At 32.2% G+C, this 19,270-nt stretch carries 15 protein-coding genes and 1 other RNA gene; 4 read left to right on the top strand and 12 right to left on the bottom strand.

Going from position 1 to position 19,270, the window contains the following annotated elements; translation table 11 throughout:
- Positions 1–16: 16 nt before the first annotated feature.
- The 4 genes from EV196_RS07110 to ssrA form a co-directional block, all read right to left on the bottom strand.
- Entirely contained in the window at positions 17–4,018 is a 4,002-nt protein-coding gene (locus EV196_RS07110) for a non-ribosomal peptide synthetase (protein ID WP_132216817.1), read from the bottom strand.
- Between the two features lie 927 nt (positions 4,019–4,945).
- The gene (locus tag EV196_RS07105) at positions 4,946–6,016 is read right to left on the bottom strand and encodes a Fic family protein (protein ID WP_132216815.1); all 1,071 of its coding nucleotides are present in this window, start codon (positions 6,014–6,016) and stop codon (positions 4,946–4,948) included.
- A 781-nt stretch (positions 6,017–6,797) separates the two neighbouring features.
- Positions 6,798–8,048: a site-specific integrase gene (locus EV196_RS07100; protein ID WP_132216813.1), complete on the bottom strand. Its 1,251-nt coding sequence runs from the start codon at positions 8,046–8,048 to the stop codon at positions 6,798–6,800.
- Positions 8,049–8,306: 258 nt separating this feature from the next.
- Positions 8,307–8,701, bottom strand: a transfer-messenger RNA (tmRNA) gene (gene ssrA / locus EV196_RS07095).
- 209 nt (positions 8,702–8,910) lie between these two features.
- Here ssrA and EV196_RS07090 point away from each other — a divergent pair.
- Positions 8,911–9,330 (top strand): DUF1801 domain-containing protein, encoded by a 420-nt coding sequence (locus EV196_RS07090; protein ID WP_132216811.1) that lies wholly within the window; start codon positions 8,911–8,913, stop codon positions 9,328–9,330.
- Positions 9,331–9,511: 181 nt separating this feature from the next.
- Positions 9,512–10,294, top strand: coding sequence for an SDR family NAD(P)-dependent oxidoreductase (locus EV196_RS07085; protein WP_132216809.1), 783 nt, complete (start codon positions 9,512–9,514; stop codon positions 10,292–10,294).
- Positions 10,295–10,307: 13 nt separating this feature from the next.
- Here EV196_RS07085 and EV196_RS07080 read toward each other — a convergent pair whose 3' ends face one another.
- From EV196_RS07080 to EV196_RS07060, 5 genes are all read right to left on the bottom strand, one after another.
- Positions 10,308–10,985 (bottom strand): DUF1361 domain-containing protein, encoded by a 678-nt coding sequence (locus EV196_RS07080; protein WP_132216806.1) that lies wholly within the window; start codon positions 10,983–10,985, stop codon positions 10,308–10,310.
- A complete protein-coding gene (locus tag EV196_RS07075; protein WP_132216803.1) occupies positions 10,973–11,356 on the bottom strand; it encodes a ribosomal maturation YjgA family protein in 384 nt (127 codons plus the stop codon). Before EV196_RS07075 ends, EV196_RS07080 begins: the two co-directional genes overlap by 13 nt.
- 436 nt (positions 11,357–11,792) lie before the next feature.
- Positions 11,793–13,172, bottom strand: coding sequence for a cell envelope integrity protein CreD (gene creD / locus EV196_RS07070; RefSeq protein WP_132216800.1), 1,380 nt, complete (start codon positions 13,170–13,172; stop codon positions 11,793–11,795).
- A gap of 55 nt (positions 13,173–13,227) precedes the next feature.
- The gene (locus tag EV196_RS07065; RefSeq protein ID WP_132216797.1) at positions 13,228–13,521 is read right to left on the bottom strand and encodes a winged helix-turn-helix domain-containing protein; all 294 of its coding nucleotides are present in this window, start codon (positions 13,519–13,521) and stop codon (positions 13,228–13,230) included.
- Positions 13,522–13,599: 78 nt separating this feature from the next.
- Positions 13,600–14,211, bottom strand: coding sequence for a hypothetical protein (locus EV196_RS07060; protein ID WP_132216794.1), 612 nt, complete (start codon positions 14,209–14,211; stop codon positions 13,600–13,602).
- A 94-nt stretch (positions 14,212–14,305) separates the two neighbouring features.
- Here EV196_RS07060 and EV196_RS07055 point away from each other — a divergent pair, with 94 nt between their 5' ends.
- Positions 14,306–14,683, top strand: coding sequence for a DUF1801 domain-containing protein (locus EV196_RS07055; RefSeq protein ID WP_132216791.1), 378 nt, complete (start codon positions 14,306–14,308; stop codon positions 14,681–14,683).
- Here EV196_RS07055 and EV196_RS07050 read toward each other — a convergent pair.
- From EV196_RS07050 to EV196_RS07040, 3 genes are all read right to left on the bottom strand, one after another.
- Positions 14,680–15,531 carry a hypothetical protein gene (locus EV196_RS07050; protein ID WP_132216787.1) on the bottom strand — a complete coding sequence of 284 codons (852 nt, stop codon included), beginning with the start codon at positions 15,529–15,531 and terminating at the stop codon, positions 14,680–14,682. The two genes, EV196_RS07055 and EV196_RS07050, sit on opposite strands and share 4 nt — an antisense overlap.
- Before the next feature lie 21 nt (positions 15,532–15,552).
- Positions 15,553–16,371, bottom strand: coding sequence for a 3-deoxy-8-phosphooctulonate synthase (gene kdsA, locus EV196_RS07045; RefSeq protein WP_132216784.1), 819 nt, complete (start codon positions 16,369–16,371; stop codon positions 15,553–15,555).
- Between the two features lie 205 nt (positions 16,372–16,576).
- Positions 16,577–17,047 carry a hypothetical protein gene (locus EV196_RS07040; protein ID WP_132216781.1) on the bottom strand — a complete coding sequence of 157 codons (471 nt, stop codon included), beginning with the start codon at positions 17,045–17,047 and terminating at the stop codon, positions 16,577–16,579.
- Between the two features lie 422 nt (positions 17,048–17,469).
- Between EV196_RS07040 and typA the strand changes: the two genes are divergently transcribed.
- Positions 17,470–19,269 (top strand): translational GTPase TypA, encoded by a 1,800-nt coding sequence (gene typA, locus EV196_RS07035; protein ID WP_132216778.1) that lies wholly within the window; start codon positions 17,470–17,472, stop codon positions 19,267–19,269.
- The last annotated feature ends 1 nt before the right edge of the window (position 19,270 follow it).

Here is a 19,270-nt window from a genome sequence, read left to right as displayed (position 1 = left end):
TAAATGACGATATTTATTATTTAATGAGATGTTTTTTATCTAATAGATCTTGTAACATGCACGCTAATTTTTTGTCATTTGGTGGCTCAACAATACTTAAGTGATTACCAGAAATATTATGAATGTTAACACCATTTAATGCCGCTTTTTTCCATCCTAAGTGGTTAGGGTCTAGTTTATAGGTGTCATCATCTTTTGCGCGAAATAATTCTACTTCAAAGTTGTCTGGTTTTAGCTGGTATTTATCAACTAAAGTTGAAACCATACGATCTGCTTCTAAATAAAGTTCATGGGCTACAGCTTCTTGTTCTGTTATTTCATCTTTTAAGCCTAAGTATTTTTTTTGTAGATACACTTTTTTCGTGCGAGCTCTTAGTTTTAAAGCTTCCCAACTTGTGAACATTTGTATTAAATAATCTAAGCGTCTGTATGTACGATCGTAATATCTTACTAATTTTTTTTGCCAAAGTGTAGGAGAATAATAAGAAGAATCTACATACGAGTCCAATGCAGCTATAATGCTCACTGTTTTACCTTGTGCTTTTAATTGGCGAGCCATTTCAAAAGCAACCATGCCTCCAAAAGAAAAACCAGCTATTGCGTAAGGCCCTTTGGGGTTAACTTCTAAAACAGATTCAACATAGCGTGCTGCCATAGCTTCGACAGATTCAAACCAATTATCATAGCCGTCAGGCCCCACACCTTGAAAACCATAAATGGGTTGGTCTTCATCAAAATGTTTAATAATGTGAGCAAAATTTAAAATATTAAGTCCTTTGCCATGAACGATGAAAAAAGGCGTCTTAGTTCCCGTTGGCTTAAGGGGAACTAGGTAATCTGAAGAAATTTCGTTTTCTACAGTTAACAATTTGGCAAATTTTTCAACAGTTGAATGTTGAAATAATGCAGAAAGAGGAATGCGTTTTCCCATTTTCTTTTCTATGGCTACCATAACGTTTACCGCCATAATAGAATGCCCACCCATTTCAAAAAAGTTGCTAAAAATATCGATACGCTCTTTTTTTAATATGTCTTGCCAAATGTTTGCAACCAGTTGTTCTTCTTTGGTTCGAGGTGCTGTATAATTATCTTCATTTTCAGAAGTTGATTTATATTCCAATAATGCTGTTCTATCTACTTTATCGTTTAGAGTTCTAGGCATTTTTTCAAGAATATGAAAAATATGTGGTACCATGAAAGTTGGTAATTGAGAAGCTAATTCGTTTCTCCATGACCTTATTTCATCAAGCTCTGATGAGTATTCATAATCTACAACAATAAAAGCAACAAGAATATCTTTTTTAGCTAGTACAATGGCCGATTTAACGCCTTCTATAGATGTTAATGCATGTTCAATTTCTCCAATTTCAATACGATGCCCTCTTACTTTAACTTGGTGGTCAATACGTCCCAAGCACATCACTTCGTTACTTGGAAGTAGTTTTCCTATATCTCCAGAAAGGTACATGATAGCATCTTTTTTATCTGAAAACTTATTTGGAATGTATTTTGCGGCGGTTAATTCTGGTTTTCCTAAATAGCCTTTTCCAACGCCGTCTCCACCAATTGCAATTTCTCCAATGGCATTTGGAGGCAAAAGGTTTAAGTGCTCATCCACAATATAATATTGCATATTATTGATGGGGCCACCAACAGAAATGATAGTGTCTTCATCTTTAATGTGTTTACATGAAGAGAAAATGGTTACTTCCGTAGGGCCGTACAAGGTCCAAAGCTCATCACTTTTATCAATAAGTTCTTTAGCCAGTTTAGCAGGTAAAGGTTCGCCACAGCACCATATTTTTATGGGTAATTTTTTATTCCATCCAGAATCTAAAAGCATTTGGTAGGTGGTAGGTGTCGCTACAATTAAGGATATTTTTTCCTTTTCTAGCATTTCTAAAAATAGCCTGCCATCACTTGGTGTTTCATGGTCTGGTATTACTAAAACTGCACCTTTAAATAAAGGGAAAAAGAGCTCGAAACTAGCAATGTCAAAAGATATGGTAGAGATAAAAGGGACTCTATCGGTTTCTTTTATGCCAGGTTCATTTTGTAAAGAATAAAAAAGATTCACTACATTTCTGTTCGTTATTTTTGCTCCTTTAGGTCTTCCGGTAGAACCAGAAGTGTACAATAAGTATAAAACATTTTCAGGGTCTACAAACCTTTCAAGTTTTGAGGTAGGATATTGATGTAATGCTTGCATCGCATCATCAATCAAAATAGTATTAGAGCATTTTGGTAATGATAAAGACAAGGCTTTGCTGGTTAATAAATATTTAGCTTCAGAATCTTCCATCATATATTCTACACGTTTGGTAGGATATTCGTGATCTAATGGAAGGTAGGCAGCACCACATTGGATAATTGCTAAAATCGCATAAACTAATTCTGGGCTTCTGGGATAGGATACTGCAATATAATCGCCAGATTGTACCCCTTGTGCTTCCAAATAATGAGCAAATTGGTTTACTTTAATATGTAAATCTTGGTAAGTTATTTGAGTATTTTTATATTCAATGGCAATGTTGTTAGGTGAAATTTCAGATTGTTTATTTAACAGTTCAGCTAATGAAACGTTAGGGTAGGGTGTTTCTGTGTCATTTAGTTTGTTATAATCAGCTAAATAATCACCGTTTATAACATCGGCTAATGGTCCGTTTTGGTCTGCAGTTAGTTTATTTATAATATCCTCAAATGACAACATCATTTGATTTATGGTTTCTTCTTTAAATAGAGAGGTATTATAAGCCCATTGAAAAGTTGGATGCTGTTCGCACATACACACATGTAGATGCATTTCAAAAGAGGTGAACTTTTTAGGATTTATCATGAATTCATGAGAAAGCCCTGTGAATGAAAATTTACTTTCAGCTAAATCCCTATTTAAATCAACGGTTAATGTTACGGGTACCATTGGAACCCTAGAAGGGTCTCTGGCAACTGATAATTTTTGAAGTAGATGTCCAAAACTTAGTTGGTGGTTTTTATAGGCTCCTAATAACTCGGGGTTTCTTAGTTTTAAGTAATCTAAGAAGCTGATTTTTGGATTAATTTTACTTCGAATAGGAAGAAGGTTTGCACAATCTCCTATTAAATGCTTCATGTCATATTGTCTATTTCCTGAAACGGGAACTCCTACAATTAAATCATTTTGACCTGTAATTTTATATAAAAAAACCTCGTAAGCACCTAGCACTGCCGTTGCTAAACTACAACCAGCATTGGTTGCAACTTGTTTAAGCGAATCTATAAGCTTAGTGTCTATTGGGAAATCGAGACGTTGGCTATCATAGGTTCGTAAAGGAGGTCTTACAAAATCTGTTGGTAACTCAACTGTAGGTACCGATTCTTTATAAATGTCGAGCCAAAAATCTTCAATTTGTTTAAATTCGCTAGTGGGCAGTAGTGCATTAACCGTTTTGGCATAATCACTAAAACGTTCTGGTTTTTTTAGTTTTGGTATGGTGTTTTCAATCAATGATGAATAAATAATGCTAAGCTCCTCCACTATGATGTTGATACTTAAACCATCTCCAATAATATGATGGTGCGTTAGTACGACTACATTTTCATAATCATTAATTTTAATTATCTTAACTTTAAATAAAGGCTCTTTAACAAGATCGAATACAGAATTAACCTCTTCATCAATGATGGTTTCTTTAGTCTTTTCCTTTTCATTTACTGAAAACTGAGAAATATCATCATACCTTATTTCAACTTTAAGATTTTTAAAGACATTCATATAGATACCGTTTGAACTAAAGGAAGCTCTTAAACTTTCGTGACGACCCACCAAAGCATCTACGGCATTTTGGAATGTTTCTAATATTAAGTCGCCTTTAAACGTAATGGAATAAGAAAGATTATAAGCCTTATTGGCATCACTACTTCCAATTAAACAATCTGTCCATATCTCTAATTGCGTGTTAGTTGTTTGAATAATACTTTCAATTTCATGCGTAAGTGGATCCAATTGAGTTTTATTTTGATGTTGCGACTTAATTTTCATTTTTTTTCTGTAGGATTTAGTTTGAATATTTATTTGGGACTCTTAATATGTTATATTTTACTGGTCTAAACCTGTTGTACATTTAGTAATCAATTAACTTTTTTTCGTTTAAAACACTTGGTTTTAATAGTTACTATGTATGTTAAAAGTGAAAATATAGCTCAATATAAATATTAATTACTTCATTGAGGGAAATGAAGCCTAATAGGCTATAATTTTTATTTTAACATGAAGTGCTAGCAAAATCCAGCTAGTATGATTTGTTGTTTTAAAATTATTTGGCGCTATTAATCAAAATTCAATATTTGTTTAGAGAATAAACATTTATTTCTGGAATAAAAATATTACGTTCTAAATTAAGAGTAGCTAACTATCCTTTAAATAGCGATTATATTCGATGAATTACTGTTTTTAAGTCATTAACTATTAGCCTAGTAATATTAAGAGTTGATGATGTTTTTTATATTTTTTTTCTACATATTAGATTTATATTCTTACAAAATTTACTTTTTAATTAACCTCAAATGAGAATTAGAAATAAACATGTTATAAAATTTAACAATAGTTTAAAAAAAACGTCAAAAAATCATAAAAATAAAACGTCCAAATTTCAATATTTATGAAAATTGAACGTTTTTAAAATTTAATTGTGGAGTCGGAGACAACGACCAAAAATTGAACTTTCTAGTGTTTATAGGGTGTTCAAGAGGTGCTTTTTTTAGGGGTCACCGAATTGGTCTCGTTTTAACAAACTTTAACATTTCATTTCTGTTTCTGAAGTCAAAATTTAACAAAACGCTTCAAATTCCATTCCCTTGATTTGCAATTCGCGAATGGCGAATTGGTTTTTATAAAAATCGAAGTGTGTTCAATAATTTCATTTGTTCAGTGTCGCTGAACATTCAAAAAAGATGAACAAAAGTGTTTTTATTTTAGAGTTAAAATTTCAATCAATTTCTCATTGACGTAATAATTTCCTGTACCTAATTTTTCTTTTCTAAGTATTTTGTCTTTAGCTAAAAGATTTAAATATTTAGCAGCTGTTATTCTTGAGACTCCTAAATCATTTTCTATAAACTCAATTTTTGTGTATGGATGCTTGAATAAATTATTTAATAAATCTTGACTATAAAATTTATAATTGTTTCTTAATAAGTTTTTGTACTCATATATTAAATCTTTAATTTTTTCTATTAAAACAATAGTTTCTTTTGAAATTTGCTCTACACTATCTAGCATATACAACACCCAATTTTCCCAATTGTCTGTTTCCCTAACTTCTTGTAAAAGTTTATAATAATCTACTTTATGTTCAATAATATATCGACTTAAATAAAGAACTGGTAAATTGATCAAATCATTCATTACTAAGTACAAAACATTAATAATTCGTCCAGTTCTTCCATTGCCATCATAAAAAGGGTGAATACTTTCAAATTGATAATGAATTATTGCCATTTTGACTAAAATGTCAAAATCAGAGATTGATGGATCATTTATATATTGTTCAAGATTTGTCATTAAATCTCGAATGGTATTATAGTCTTGTGGTGGCGTATATACAATTTCTCCTGTTGATGCATTTTTCAAAGCAGTTCCAGGAACCTTTCTAAAGCCAGCGTTGTTTTTTTCTAATTCGGATTGGATTGCAATAATATCATTGTTTGTTAATATTTTATTTTTTTTAATAAAGCCAAACCCTTTTTTTAATGCAGAGATATAGTTTTGAACTTCTTTAGCATTTAATGATTTGAAACCTTCAAGGTTTAATTCTGCTTTAAAAATGTCATCATGAGTTGTTATTATGTTTTCAATTGCCGAACTGTCTTTTGCTTCTTGAAGCCCCAGAGTGTTTATTAAAATATTTTCATTCGGAATACTTGAAACTATGCCCTTTAACTCCGCTAATGCTCTATGTGCTGAAGCTAATTTTTTAAGTACTTTTTTGCTTTCAACATCTTGTTTAAGCGGTAATTTTTTTAAACTTTCTGATTCCATTGTGTATAGAAATAATATTTTTCTTTATAAAGATAATTTATTATGATAAGATAATCGCATTTTCTTATCATAACTTTGCTGAATGATAAAATATTTTAATTTGTTTATCATTCTCTTAACTAAATTCATTCAAAATTTTGATGACATGATGATGGAATGAGATATAACTCCTGTTTATATGGGCTAAGGCTGTCATCAAACTGTCATCAAACTGTCATCAAACTGTCATCAAAAATAATAATGATGAAAGAAAAGAAGTTTAAAAAATGAAGAATGATGATTTGATGACAAAACGATGACACGTAAAACCTTTTATATATAAGGCTTTAGAGGGTATTGTCATCAAATCATCAAAAATTCTATAAATGATATCGGCTAATTTAGTTAGTAAAATATAAATGACGGAATGATGAAAAATTGATATTTATGAACATCTTGTGTTTATAGAGTTAAGAACGTGAATCATCAAATCATCAATTTATTTATAAAAAACACTGGCTTATGAAAAGATTAATAAGTTATATAGTTTTTAAGATATTTTGTTTTTCTTTTCAAAAGCAAATAAATGTTTAGATACGATTTATCTGGTTAACTTATTTAAATGGCATAGAACTTAAATTAAGTTTGTCATCCTTTAAAATAAAATGGTCTTGGTTAGGAATGCGAGATGTGTGTCTGTGGACACATTCTCGTTTGCTCCCCTTGGTCGCAAAGAAAAAAATGATGTTTAAATAGAAGTGTAAATTGTTATATTTGGAGTATTTAGAAATTGAATAAAGACCTATGAATTATTAGAGTCAGTTTTGTTGGTTTTTGTTTGCAGATCCAATTTTTCCTTAAGAACTTTCATGTCATCGCTCACTTTTCTATCTACAATTTTAGCATAATGCTGAGTTGTTCTCAATGATTTATGACCTAGCATTTTACTCACGGATTCTATAGGGACTCCATTAGTTAAAGTAATAGTTGTCGCAAAAGTGTGTCTAGCCAAGTGAGTAGTCAATGGTTTAGTGATTCCACACATGATTGCTATTTCTTTTAAAAAAGCATTCGACTTTTGATTACTGAATACTGGTATTAGCTTTTCACTTCTTATAACTTCTGGATGATAGGCATAGCGATTCAAAATTTCTTCTGCGATGGGTAATAATGGAATGCTGCTTCTGGTATTTGTTTTCGTTCTCTTAATACTAATCCATTTGTCTCCATCAATGCCTATGGTAATATCTGCTTTAGTGAGTTTTTCTACATCTGAATAAGCAAGCCCCGTATAGCAGGAGAACACAAACATATCTCTAACAACTTTTAAACGGTCAAAATGAAGCTCTTTTGTGTAAAGCGTCTCTACTTCTCCAGCCGTCAAGAAATCGCGTTCAACAGCTTCAAATTTAACTTTAAAATTATAGAAAGGATCTTTATCCATCCATTGATTAGCTAAAGCAATCCTAATTATTTTCTTGAAATTGTTAATATACTTTAATGCTGAGTTGTGATTGCATATTCTAACGGTTTTCAAAAAGAATTCAAATTTGGTGACAAAACGATAGTCAATGTCTCTGAGCTTATAATCTTCTAACCTATATTCCTCTTCAATAAATTGTTTTACATGATCATAACATGTCCAATAGCGCTTTGCTGTGCTTACAGAGATGTCTTTACCTGCCAATAAATCGGTCCTTTCGTTATGTTCTTTAAAAATTTCAAGTATAAATCTTACTTTCTTTCCACCTCCTTTTAAAAGGTTAATCATAGAAGTTGCTGAGATACGTGCATCCTCGTCCATAAGCCTTTGGTGTATTTTATTTAGTTTATGCTTAAGATTGTCAATATGATTATTAATCTCTACAGAATCTCGATTTGTACCCATCACACGCTGAGTTTTTGAATTCCAGAATTTAGGTTCTAACCTTCTGCTAATACTATATTCTACACGTTTATTGTTTACCGTTAACCGTAAGTAAATGGGGGCTAATCCTTTATTATTAATCTTTGAATTGATAAGATGAAAATGGATAGAAAAGTCTGTTTTCATAATTATATAAATTTTTAGGTCTCGCTAACGCCCAAAAGGTAATAAATTAGTATGTGAAAACCTAATGTATTAATTTTGTAAATGATTGAAAATGAGTGAAATATTATGCTTAGCGAGACCTATTTTATAAATTCAAAAGGGGTCACCGAATTGGTCTCGATTGGGATGGTTTTAAATGATATTATATGATGTCAAATAAAATGCAAAACCCTGTAAATCATAAATTTACAGGGTTTTTGTTTTGACTTGATAGTCATTTAGTGGAGTCGGAGAGAATCGAACTCTCGTCCAAACAAGTAACCAAAGGGCTTTCTACACGTTTATTCTTTTCTTGGGTTTTCGACTGCAACCTGGTTAAAGACAACCTAGTTACAGCTTAGCTTTTTTAGTTTCAAAAATAAATCAAAGCACTTTATTTCCTATATTGACATTTACGATGCCTCAAAAAGGAACGCCGTCAATCAAGGCTTTCCGGAGACATAAAGCTTGTACACCTTGTGTACCTAGGCCAATTCTACTATAATTCGAATTATGCAGCTAAAGCGTAGTTATTCTCGCCGTTTAAAGTTCGATTTAGTCTTTAAGGTGTTTCAAAATCATTGCACCACGTGCTTACCGTTCAATTAATCTCGCTGTCAAAACCAGTCGACCCCATTAACGAAATAGTAATTTTTTTATTTGGGCGTTACCCACTTTTGCTTTTAATGGAAAAAGTGCGTCAGGCTTTACGCTATATCTTTTGCAAAAAAGCAAAAGGATGCCGCTTCAATCCTTAACGCGGGCTGCAAAGGTATCAAAAACTTTGCAACTCTATATAAATTCAGTTAAATTAGAGCAAAAATTATTCCAATAAACAAAAAATATGCAATTTGTCAGTAATCCTAAAGTTGAAGATGTTTTTAAAAGCTACCCTAACACCGTAGAAAAGCAAATGCTGCATCTTAGAAAATTGGTTATAAAAACTGCTGAAAGAATCAACGGTTTAGATACTCTTGAAGAAACCCTAAAATGGGGAGAACCAAGCTATTTAACTAAACACGGAAGCACCGTACGAATGGATTGGAAAAGCAAAACGCCTAACCAATATGCCTTATATTTTAAATGTACATCCAAACTAGTTGAAACATTTAAAATTATTTATAAAGACACCTTTAAATTTGAAGGAAACCGAGCCATCGTGTTTCAATTAGAAGATGAAATCCCGGAAGTAGAGTTAAAACACTGTATTTCATTAGCATTAAATTATCATAGAATAAAGCATTTACCTCTTTTAGGTGCTTAAAAAATAATTCATAATTACATTTTTACTAAAATTTACTCTTGTAAAAATGTTTTTATGTCACTAATCGAATAAAAATAACCAAAACAGTAAGTTCGTATAACGTTTTGAATGTTTACAAACATAATTTCATTAAAATTAATAGATTTGCATCTTAATGTCTTCCTAATTAGAACTTATATTTATGACAAAAACCGCATTGATAACTGGGGGTGCTTCAGGTTTAGGCTATGAATTAGCTTTATTATTAGCTAATGATGGGTATAATTTAATTTTAATCGATATCGATAAAAATAACCTTGAAATAGCAAAAACTGACATTGAAAAAAAGTTTTTATGCCAAGTATCTACACTATTAAAAGACTTAAGTAAACCAAATGTCGCTGCCGAAATAATGGAGGAAATTATCGAAGTTCCCATAGATGTTTTAGTTAATAACGCAGGATTTGGCTTATTTGGTACGTTCGCAAATACCGAGTGGGAGCGAGAATCTGCCATGTTGTACGTGCATGTTTTAACCACAACACATTTAACTAAATTAATACTCGATGGCATGGTGAAACGGGGTTCAGGAAAAATACTGAACATGTCGTCATTAGCAGCTTTTCAACCTGGTCCACTCATGTCTATTTACTATGCTTCAAAATCGTACTTATTATCATTTTCCGAAGCTATAGCCAACGAGTTAAAAGGAACAGGTGTTACCGTTACAGCTTTGTGCCCAGGGCCAACTAAAACATCGTTTCAAAAAGTAGTTTCAAATAATACTTCAGAAAATAAAATCAGTTTCAATATGGCATGCCCCTCTAAAGTGGCACTTTATGGTTATAATGCCATGCAAAAAGGACAAATAGTTGCCATACCGGGTTTTATGAATAAATGTCTTTCAACCGTGCACCGATTTGTTTCTAGAAGAATGGCAGCACAAATTGTTAGAAACATACAGGAAAAGAATAGGGAGTTGTAAAAGTAATCGTGTTTTACTCGCTTAATTCTAATACTTGTTTATAATAGACGTGCTGAAATACCCAAAAGCCAATAGTTAAGAATATTCCAAATAAAATTGTAAATAACCAAGCCTCTTTAAATGCAAGGGGGTGTGACAGTATATTTAAAATATCCAAAACTAAATATTTAGGATTGCTTAAAATTTCCCAAGAGTTGTAACGTAAAAACCTACCTAAATAAACGCCAAAACTTGAAGCAAATAGAACCGTAATTAACAAGTAATGGAGTGCTGTTTTGTTTATATAAGTTTTCAAAATATTTTTCATATCTATCATAGATAAATAAAATAATAACAACCCATTGCAGGCAAACGATGTTACTACCAAAATATCCAACCATAAATAGGAGTCTGCGCTTAATCGTAAATGTATTAAGTCTGTAATAATATATGGCGCATTCGGTAAAAACAATAACCATGCACCAAAATAAAGTACAAGTTTGATTTTTTTAATGTTTGTTTTAGATCTTAAATAGGTTGTAATGCCAAAAGGAACAATGGCCAAAAATAAATTCCATACTAAAAACAGGTAAAAGAACGAATGGTTTAATTTTACGCGTACCATTAACAAAAACAAGCTAAATATTAACGATATGGTTATTATGGAATAAAGCTTAAATTGATTAAAAATAAATTGTTTTATAGTGTACATAGCTTTGCAGATTTTAATTCAACAATGATAACAGTGATGATTCCTAAAGTATAAGCTACCAAATCTGAAAAGTTAAAAGTGCTACCCAGTATTAGTTTTGCTGCTTGACTGTTTTGTAAGTTCAACGGTTTTAGAATGTTTGCCAATTGTAAAAACTCAATAGCAAAAGAAAAAGCTAACACACTCAATGCTATATATAAATGATTGCCTTTAATAAAACTTTTGAAGAAGCAATACATTAAAATAACTACCAAATAGTCGCCAAACGTATGACGAATGAAGCCAGTTTTTAAGAATATGGCTATGAATGTTTCGGCGGTGAAAAGTAACAGGGTAAGAATAATGTATGTTTTGTTGAATTGTAGTTTCATGATTTAAAATTGGGTTGAAAAGTCTATGTTTATTATTATAATGAAATATAAGATTGCTATGGGAATGTTCAGGAGTACTATACCGCATGCTTTTATAATTTCAAGTTTTTCTTTTGGGTTTCCTAGTAAATAAAATAATAATCCCAAAAAAGAAATGGTGTTTAATATGATTGCGACTATTACAAATATGAAACCAGGGTAAATAAACATATGAGAGTGACGAAAAGATATTTGAAGCGCAAATAAAATAGTTCCAAAAATGAAACTAATAGCGGCTATTGCCTTTGTTGTTGTTATAAAATTGTTCATAGTTTGTTTTTTTGCGTTAGCGATTGCAGTGGAAAGCCCACAGCGACGTAGGAGCGAGGACTTGTAACGGAAAGCGCGACCCCCGATTTTTCTTCGGGGGTAACGCCCATATAATTAATTAATAAAATTATCCGTTGTTCCAATCTATTTTTCTGGATACGTACATAACGATGGCTAATATTAAGAACAGACCGATGCTGCCTACTAAAAGTGCATAGTTCTCTAACTGAATAATGACATAAATAAAAGTATAAAGTGCCGTGAGTGATAGCCCGATAAATAGCGGAAACTTAAAGGTTTTTAAAATGGATTTTGAATAGAATGTAATGAGTACAATGACTGAAATTCCTGCTATTAAATAGGCTTTTAAGAAATTACTGTGCTCGGAAATGGAAACTAAAAGCGTGTAAAACATGGTGAGCGCCAACCCAATCATTAAATACTGAAATGGATGGATGTTTATTTTGCTTAAGGTTTGAATTAAGAAGAATATTAAAAACGTTAAGGCTATAACCAAAAAACCATATTTTGCTGAACGTTCGCTTTTTTGATACTCATCCACCATGACCATGAATTTGGTTCCGAATGCGAATTCGCTTAAGTCGGGTATTTTATTTAGGTGTTGTTGTGAAAAGGCTCTGTTTATGTGCAGTACTTTCCAATCTGCTTTAAAACCATTTTTTGTGATTTCTTTAGTTTCGTCGTTTGGTAAGTAATTGCCAATAAAACTAGGGTCTGCCCAATTGGATTTCATTTTCATATCTGTAGTTCTGCCTATAGGAATCAATTCAATTTGTTTGCTTCCGTTAAACGAAATTTTTATACTGAAGTTTGAATTTTCTGTACCGTTAATAAGCGATTGGTTTAAAAATCCAGTTTCTAAAATATCTAAGCGGGAATTTCTACCATTATTTTCATCATTATAATTGGTTTGAAATGCGTAACTGTTATTGTTTAGCTTAATAAGAACTTCATTTTTTATGCCTTTTAAATTGGATGTTTTCATTACAATGCTTGCCTTTTCCCAAATAATATCTTCAGGTTTAATGTCTTTATCGGTTAAATCTGTTGGAATGTAGAAACCAGACAAGGTCATATCGGTGGTAAAAACAGCCGATTCAAAATTACCACGGTTTAAGGTTTTTGAATTTACATTAACATCGGTTGTTAATTTTTCGGGGAATATGTAAGCGTAATTAACATGCGTTTGGATTTCTTTTAAATAGGTTTTTGTTGTCTCATTAAATGTTGTTTTTTCTGAATAGGTTTTGTACGGAATTTTTAAAATAGGGCCATATACCAAAACATTATTTCCCCATTTTTCATTGATTTCGTTTACTACATCTTGTTGCCTAAACGAGCGTTCGCGGATAAGACTTTCAATAAAAGATAGCGGTATTAGTAAAATGATGATTAAAAAACCGACCATAAGCATACGTGCAGTAATAGATGTTTTTAGCCAGTTGCCAAATTTGTTTTGTTGAGGTTGTGGGTTTATTTCTTCCATAATTATTGATTTTAAAGTACTTTGTATTTCAAAGTAAATAGTTAAAAAAATAGGGTTATTGTTTATTAATTAATTTTTCGAGGGCTTCAATGTGTTTTTTAAATTCAAGTTCTCCCAATTTGGTGGTACTGTAGCGTGTGTTTGGTTTTCGGCCAATAAATTGTTTTTCTACTTTTATATATTCGGCAGCTTCTAAAGCTTTGGTATGGCTTGCTAAATTGCCATCGGTAACATCTAGAAGTTCTTTTAGCATATTAAAATCGGCATACTCATTCACCATTAAAATAGACATGATGCCTAATCTAATACGGTGATCGAATACTTTATTTATGTTATTTATTATGCTCAAAAGAAAGTTTATTTGTTGATGTGTTTATTTGTTGATGTGTTCATAAGTATTAAACTGCTAACTGCGACTGAATACTGCTTACTTATTTACATCATACTTAAAATGCATCCAAGTGCCGTAAACAATATGCATAACGCCAAAACCTAAAACCCAAAGCCAGAAACCATAACCGGGGAATAGGGCAGCAATAAGACCTAATATTATTTCAATAAACCCTAAATACTTTATATCGCCAATACTAAATTTTGATGCATTTACTAAGGCTAAACCATAAAAGATAAGCATTAAACCTCCTGTGTGTCCATATTTACCTTGACTTAGTATAATTATAATATAAAGACCACCTGCAACTAGAGGTATTAAAAAGTTATATACTAATCTTCGTGATGTATTATCCCAAATTTCAGCACCTTGCTTTTTTGCTTTTCTAGTTGTTAAAACGATACCAGTTACGATACTTAAAAAAGCCACCATCAATAAAATGAAAACACAAATTCTAAATATGGTACCATCTAAAATTAAATAGCCTCTTACGGAAGAAGTAACAATCCAATAAGCTAAAGCTGCCCCAATTAAGGCATATATACCCGCCAAAATTCCAGATAAACCACTTAAAGAAATAAAACGCGATGATTTGTTCATCATGTTTTTGATTTCACTAATATCTTTTAAATAATCTTTTGATTCCATATAAAAGTACTTTGAAATACAAAGTAAATAAATATTTTTGAATGTATCATCATAAATATTCGTTAAGTTTGAAATAATTAATTCTGAATGAAAAGTGAAACCTGTAGATACATATTTTCTTAATCAAACAGAACCTTACCAGTCCATCATGCTTTATGTAAGAAGTGTAATATTGAATACGCTTCCAGAAGTAGAGGAGAAGTACAGTTATAGAATTCCGTTTTATAACATATCAAAAAAAACCATGATTTATTTAAATATCCTAAAAGGGAAAGACTATGTTGATGTGGCTTTTGTACAAGGTATTCTATTAGAAAAGCAGTTTCCTATGTTGAAAAATGATAATAATAGAAAGCAAGTGCGTTCCATTCGACTAAAAACTTTGGAAGATTTAGACCATGAAAATTTTGTAGCCTTACTTCATGAAGCTTCAAATATACTTTGCAAAAGCAAAAAAGCTTGGTTTATTTAAATATTAAAAATACCACCAAAAGCAATAATACGCTGTAAATAAGTAAAATGTTGCGATGCACTTTCTGCTGTATTACTTGTAGTCCTAATATCTGGCATGTCAATATAGCCACCCTTTAAATCCAATTGCATAAAAAAGTGTTTATAGAATGTAAAATTAACACCTGCATTTATTGAAAGACCGTAACCAGCCAAATGAAATTCATCAAATCGCTCTTTTTGAAGTAATGTGGTGTTTGTTTTAGGATATAAAGCACCGCCGCCAATACCTTCGGTCATTTTAATTTGAAATTTATCGATATTCGGAAGGTGAAATAATGATGAGATATCATCAACTCTGGCAATTTCTGCATACACATAGTTTAAACCGTTGGTGTGTTCAAACATTAAAAAATCTTCAGAAACCAAAAAGTCTTCATTGTTGTAAGTACCATTGTAAATTGACCCTGCTTCGTTTGTTGGTAAATTTATATAGCCATCAACCACTTTATTTAAGTTGCGTTGCATCACATACTTCATATGGTCAACTCCCAAAGCAACCGTATAATGGTCTGATATAAAATAACCCACTTTAACATTGGTCTGCGGAATGGTAATTCTGCTTGGGTTAATATAATCGATGTGCCAGCCTTTAGGTTTATCTTTAGCTTCGGTATCTTTTATTGTGAAATCGTAGTCTTCACCTTTAAAATGAATATCCGATTTTGAAAAGCTTTCTCTATTTCCGCCCCAGCTCACAAAGAATTTGCCTTTGTTTGAAGCGGTATATTTTATAGTTTCAGAATCTTGAGCAATTAGATTTAGTGAAAGCAAAAATAGGATGATGCCTAATGTAGGTTTGAGTGTCATGTTAAATATTTTGGGCTTAAATTATAATGTGTTTACTACTTTTCTAATAGCTACTAAATTGGTAAGCAGTTTTTCTAAATTATCTAAATGTAGCATGTTGGCGCCATCACTTTTTGCATTTGCGGGATCGAAATGAGTTTCAATGAATAAGCCATCTACATTATTAACAATACCTGCACGGGCTATGGTTTCAATCATATCGGGGCGTCCACCTGTTACTCCTGTGGATTGATTAGGTTGTTGTAATGAGTGTGTTACATCTAAAACCGTTGGTGCATATTGGCGCATGGTTGGAATACCACGAAAATCGACAATCATGTCTTGGTAGCCAAACATGGTGCCTCTATCGGTTATCCATGCTTTATTATTACCAGAATCGTACACTTTTTGTACGGCGTGTTTCATGGCTTCCGGACTCATAAATTGTCCTTTTTTTAAGTTGATTACTTTGCCTGTTTCGGCAGCAGCAACTACCAAATCGGTTTGGCGTACTAAAAAAGCAGGAATTTGTAATACATCTACATATTGAGCCGCTAATTGGGCATCGCTAATTTCGTGAATATCGGTAACGGTTGGTACATCAAATGTTTCTGATACTTTTTTAAGAATATTTAAAGCTTTTTCGTCGCCAATTCCTGTAAAACTATCCACTCTGCTACGGTTGGCTTTTTTAAAACTCCCTTTAAATATATAAGGGATTTCTAATTTGTTGGTGATGGTAATTACTTTTTCGGCAATGCGCAATGCCATGTCTTCACCTTCGATGGCACATGGACCACAAAGCAGAAAAAAATTATTAGAATTGGTGTGCTTTATTTTTGGAATATCTTGAAGATTCATAAGTAATATGATTTAATATGGTGCAAAGATAGGATTAAAACTTAATTATTATGTAATATGTGTTACATGTGCATATGTGGGCAGTTTTTAGCGTGTTAACAATATCATTTGATAGGTTTCATGTTTTATTTTTTAAACATGAAATATAACGCTCACGAAGATATGAGACTTTGTGAAACGGGAAGTGTATATGTTTTCAAAAAAACTAATTTATCAATTTTAGTAAAAATATTGTAAGTATCGTGTACAAAATGTAGGAGCCAGCCACTACACCAATTACTTTGATATATTTAGAGATTTCAGTTCCTTCTTGTCTGAAAATGTTAAAATTTAGCATAGCACCCAAAACCCCAATTGCACCACCAATTGCTCCGCCTACAAATAGCAGTAAAATTGGAAGTCCACCAAGAACATATTGAAACCATATAAGTTTTTCAACGATTTGATTTTTAATTCCATTTATTTCTAATGCTGGAATAAGATCTGGGAACGATTGCTTAGGGAAAGCCTTAATGCATTCTCCGTTTGTGGATGGAATAAGATATGGCTTTCCTTTTTCTTTAGACTGCTCTATTTGAAGATTATCCATTAATAATTTAGATTTTCCTGTCCAGTTAGAGATTTCAATTTCAAAATTTGAATCTGGAAAATCGGCGAGTTTAAAACTATACTTCATAAATATTTTAATTGTTGGGGTTCATGTTATTTGACTAGTTGCAAGTTGAGGTTTGCTTAATTTTCTTATTTTTACTATACAGTTATTTGTAATACTGAAACTTTTCACAGCGGTTGTTTATGGTGTTTAAAATAACCTGCGTAAATATAAATTATTAGCTTAAATATTATGTTCTTTTTAAATTGAAAGTAATGAATTTGGCTGCTAGTTGCATTAGCGATAGAAATGGCAGCCTTTTTTGTGCACGCCTATGCGCAAAAAAGCTAAAATGGATAGCGCGACCCTTTGTGGCTTAGTTACTTACATTATATTTTGTTCTTAATTTTAATAGCCACAAAGGGTAATGCCCAAAAAAAAGATAATGTATAATTTATTCCATATTTTATAGTTACCTTTGCACCCTCAAAAATAAGAGACCCTATATGGCTAATATTAAAAACATTGCAATTATTGCACACGTTGACCACGGTAAAACTACGTTGGTTGATAAAATTATGTATCACTGTCATTTATTTCGTGATAATGAAAATACAGGAGATTTAATTCTTGATAATAATGATTTAGAGCGTGAAAGAGGTATTACTATTACTTCTAAAAACGTATCGGTTATATATAAAGACACCAAAATTAATATTATTGATACCCCTGGTCACGCGGATTTTGGCGGTGAAGTAGAACGTGTACTTAATATGGCAGATGGCGTGTTGTTGTTGGTTGATGCTTTTGAAGGCCCGATGCCACAAACACGTTTCGTGCTTCAAAAAGCAATTGATTTAGGGTTGAAACCATGCGTTGTTATCAATAAAGTTGATAAAGAAAACTGTACGCCAGAGGAAGTGCATGAAAAAGTGTTCGATTTAATGTTTGAGCTGGGAGCAGAAGAGTGGCAGTTGGATTTTCCAACCGTGTACGGTTCGGCAAAAAACAATTGGATGAGTGACGATTGGAAAAACCAAACTGATAATATTGAACCATTATTAGATATGGTTATTGAACATATTCCAGCACCAAAAATTGAAGAAGGTTCTACACAAATGTTAATTACATCGTTGGATTTTTCTAGTTTTACTGGACGAATTGCTATTGGAAGATTAACGCGTGGTGGTTTAAAAACCGGACAAAATATTGCTTTGGTAAAAAGAAACGGAAGCATTGTAAAATCTAAAATTAAGGAAGTTCATATTTTTGAAGGTTTAGGCCGTAAAAAAGTAGATGAAGTTCAAACAGGAGATATTTGTGCGATTGTTGGTTTAGAAGGTTTTGAAATTGGTGATACGGTTGCCGATTTTGAAAACCCTGAAGGTTTAAAAACCATCGCTATTGATGAGCCAACTATGAGTATGTTGTTTACCATTAACGATTCGCCTTTCTTTGGAAAAGATGGAAAGTTTGTAACATCGCGCCATATAAAAGACCGTTTAACTAAAGAGCTTGAAAAAAACTTAGCGCTTCGTGTTAATGAAACGGATAGTGCTGATAAATTTATGGTTTTTGGTCGTGGGGTATTGCACTTATCGGTTTTAATTGAAACCATGCGTCGTGAAGGGTATGAGTTGCAAATTGGTCAGCCACAGGTTATTATAAAAGTAATTGATGGCGTAAAATGCGAGCCAGTTGAAGAAATGACGATTGATTTACCAGAAACTGTTTCTGGTAAAGCCATTGAAATGGTAACGCTTCGTAAAGGTGATATGATAAGCATGGAAGCTAAAGGCGACCGTATGGTTTGCCAATTTATGATTCCGTCAAGAGGTATTATTGGTTTAAGAAACCAATTATTAACGGCTACGGCAGGTGAGGCTATTATGGCACACCGTTTTAAAGAATATCAACCGCTAAAAGGTGGCATTCCAGAGCGTCAAAATGGCTCGTTGGTTTCTATGGAAAAAGGACAAGCTATACCTTATTCTATTGACAAATTACAAGATAGAGGTAAGTTTTTTGTAGATCCGGGTGAAGATATTTACGAAGGACAAGTAATTGGAGAAAACTCGCGTGGTGATGATATGACGGTTAACGTAACTAAAACTAAAAAGTTGAGTAACGTACGTTCATCTGGTGCAGATGATAAAGCTAGAATTATTCCAGCAATAAAATTCTCGTTGGAAGAAGCGTTAGAATATATTCAAAAAGATGAGTATGTTGAAGTAACTCCAAACCATTTGCGTTTACGTAAAATTTACTTAACTGAGGTAGAAAGAAAACGAAATAAATCGATTTAAA

The sequence above is a fragment of the Mariniflexile fucanivorans genome (genome assembly GCF_004341235.1).
GTDB classification, from domain to species: domain Bacteria; phylum Bacteroidota; class Bacteroidia; order Flavobacteriales; family Flavobacteriaceae; genus Mariniflexile; species Mariniflexile fucanivorans.
This window is presented reverse-complemented; position numbering and strand designations above follow the sequence as displayed.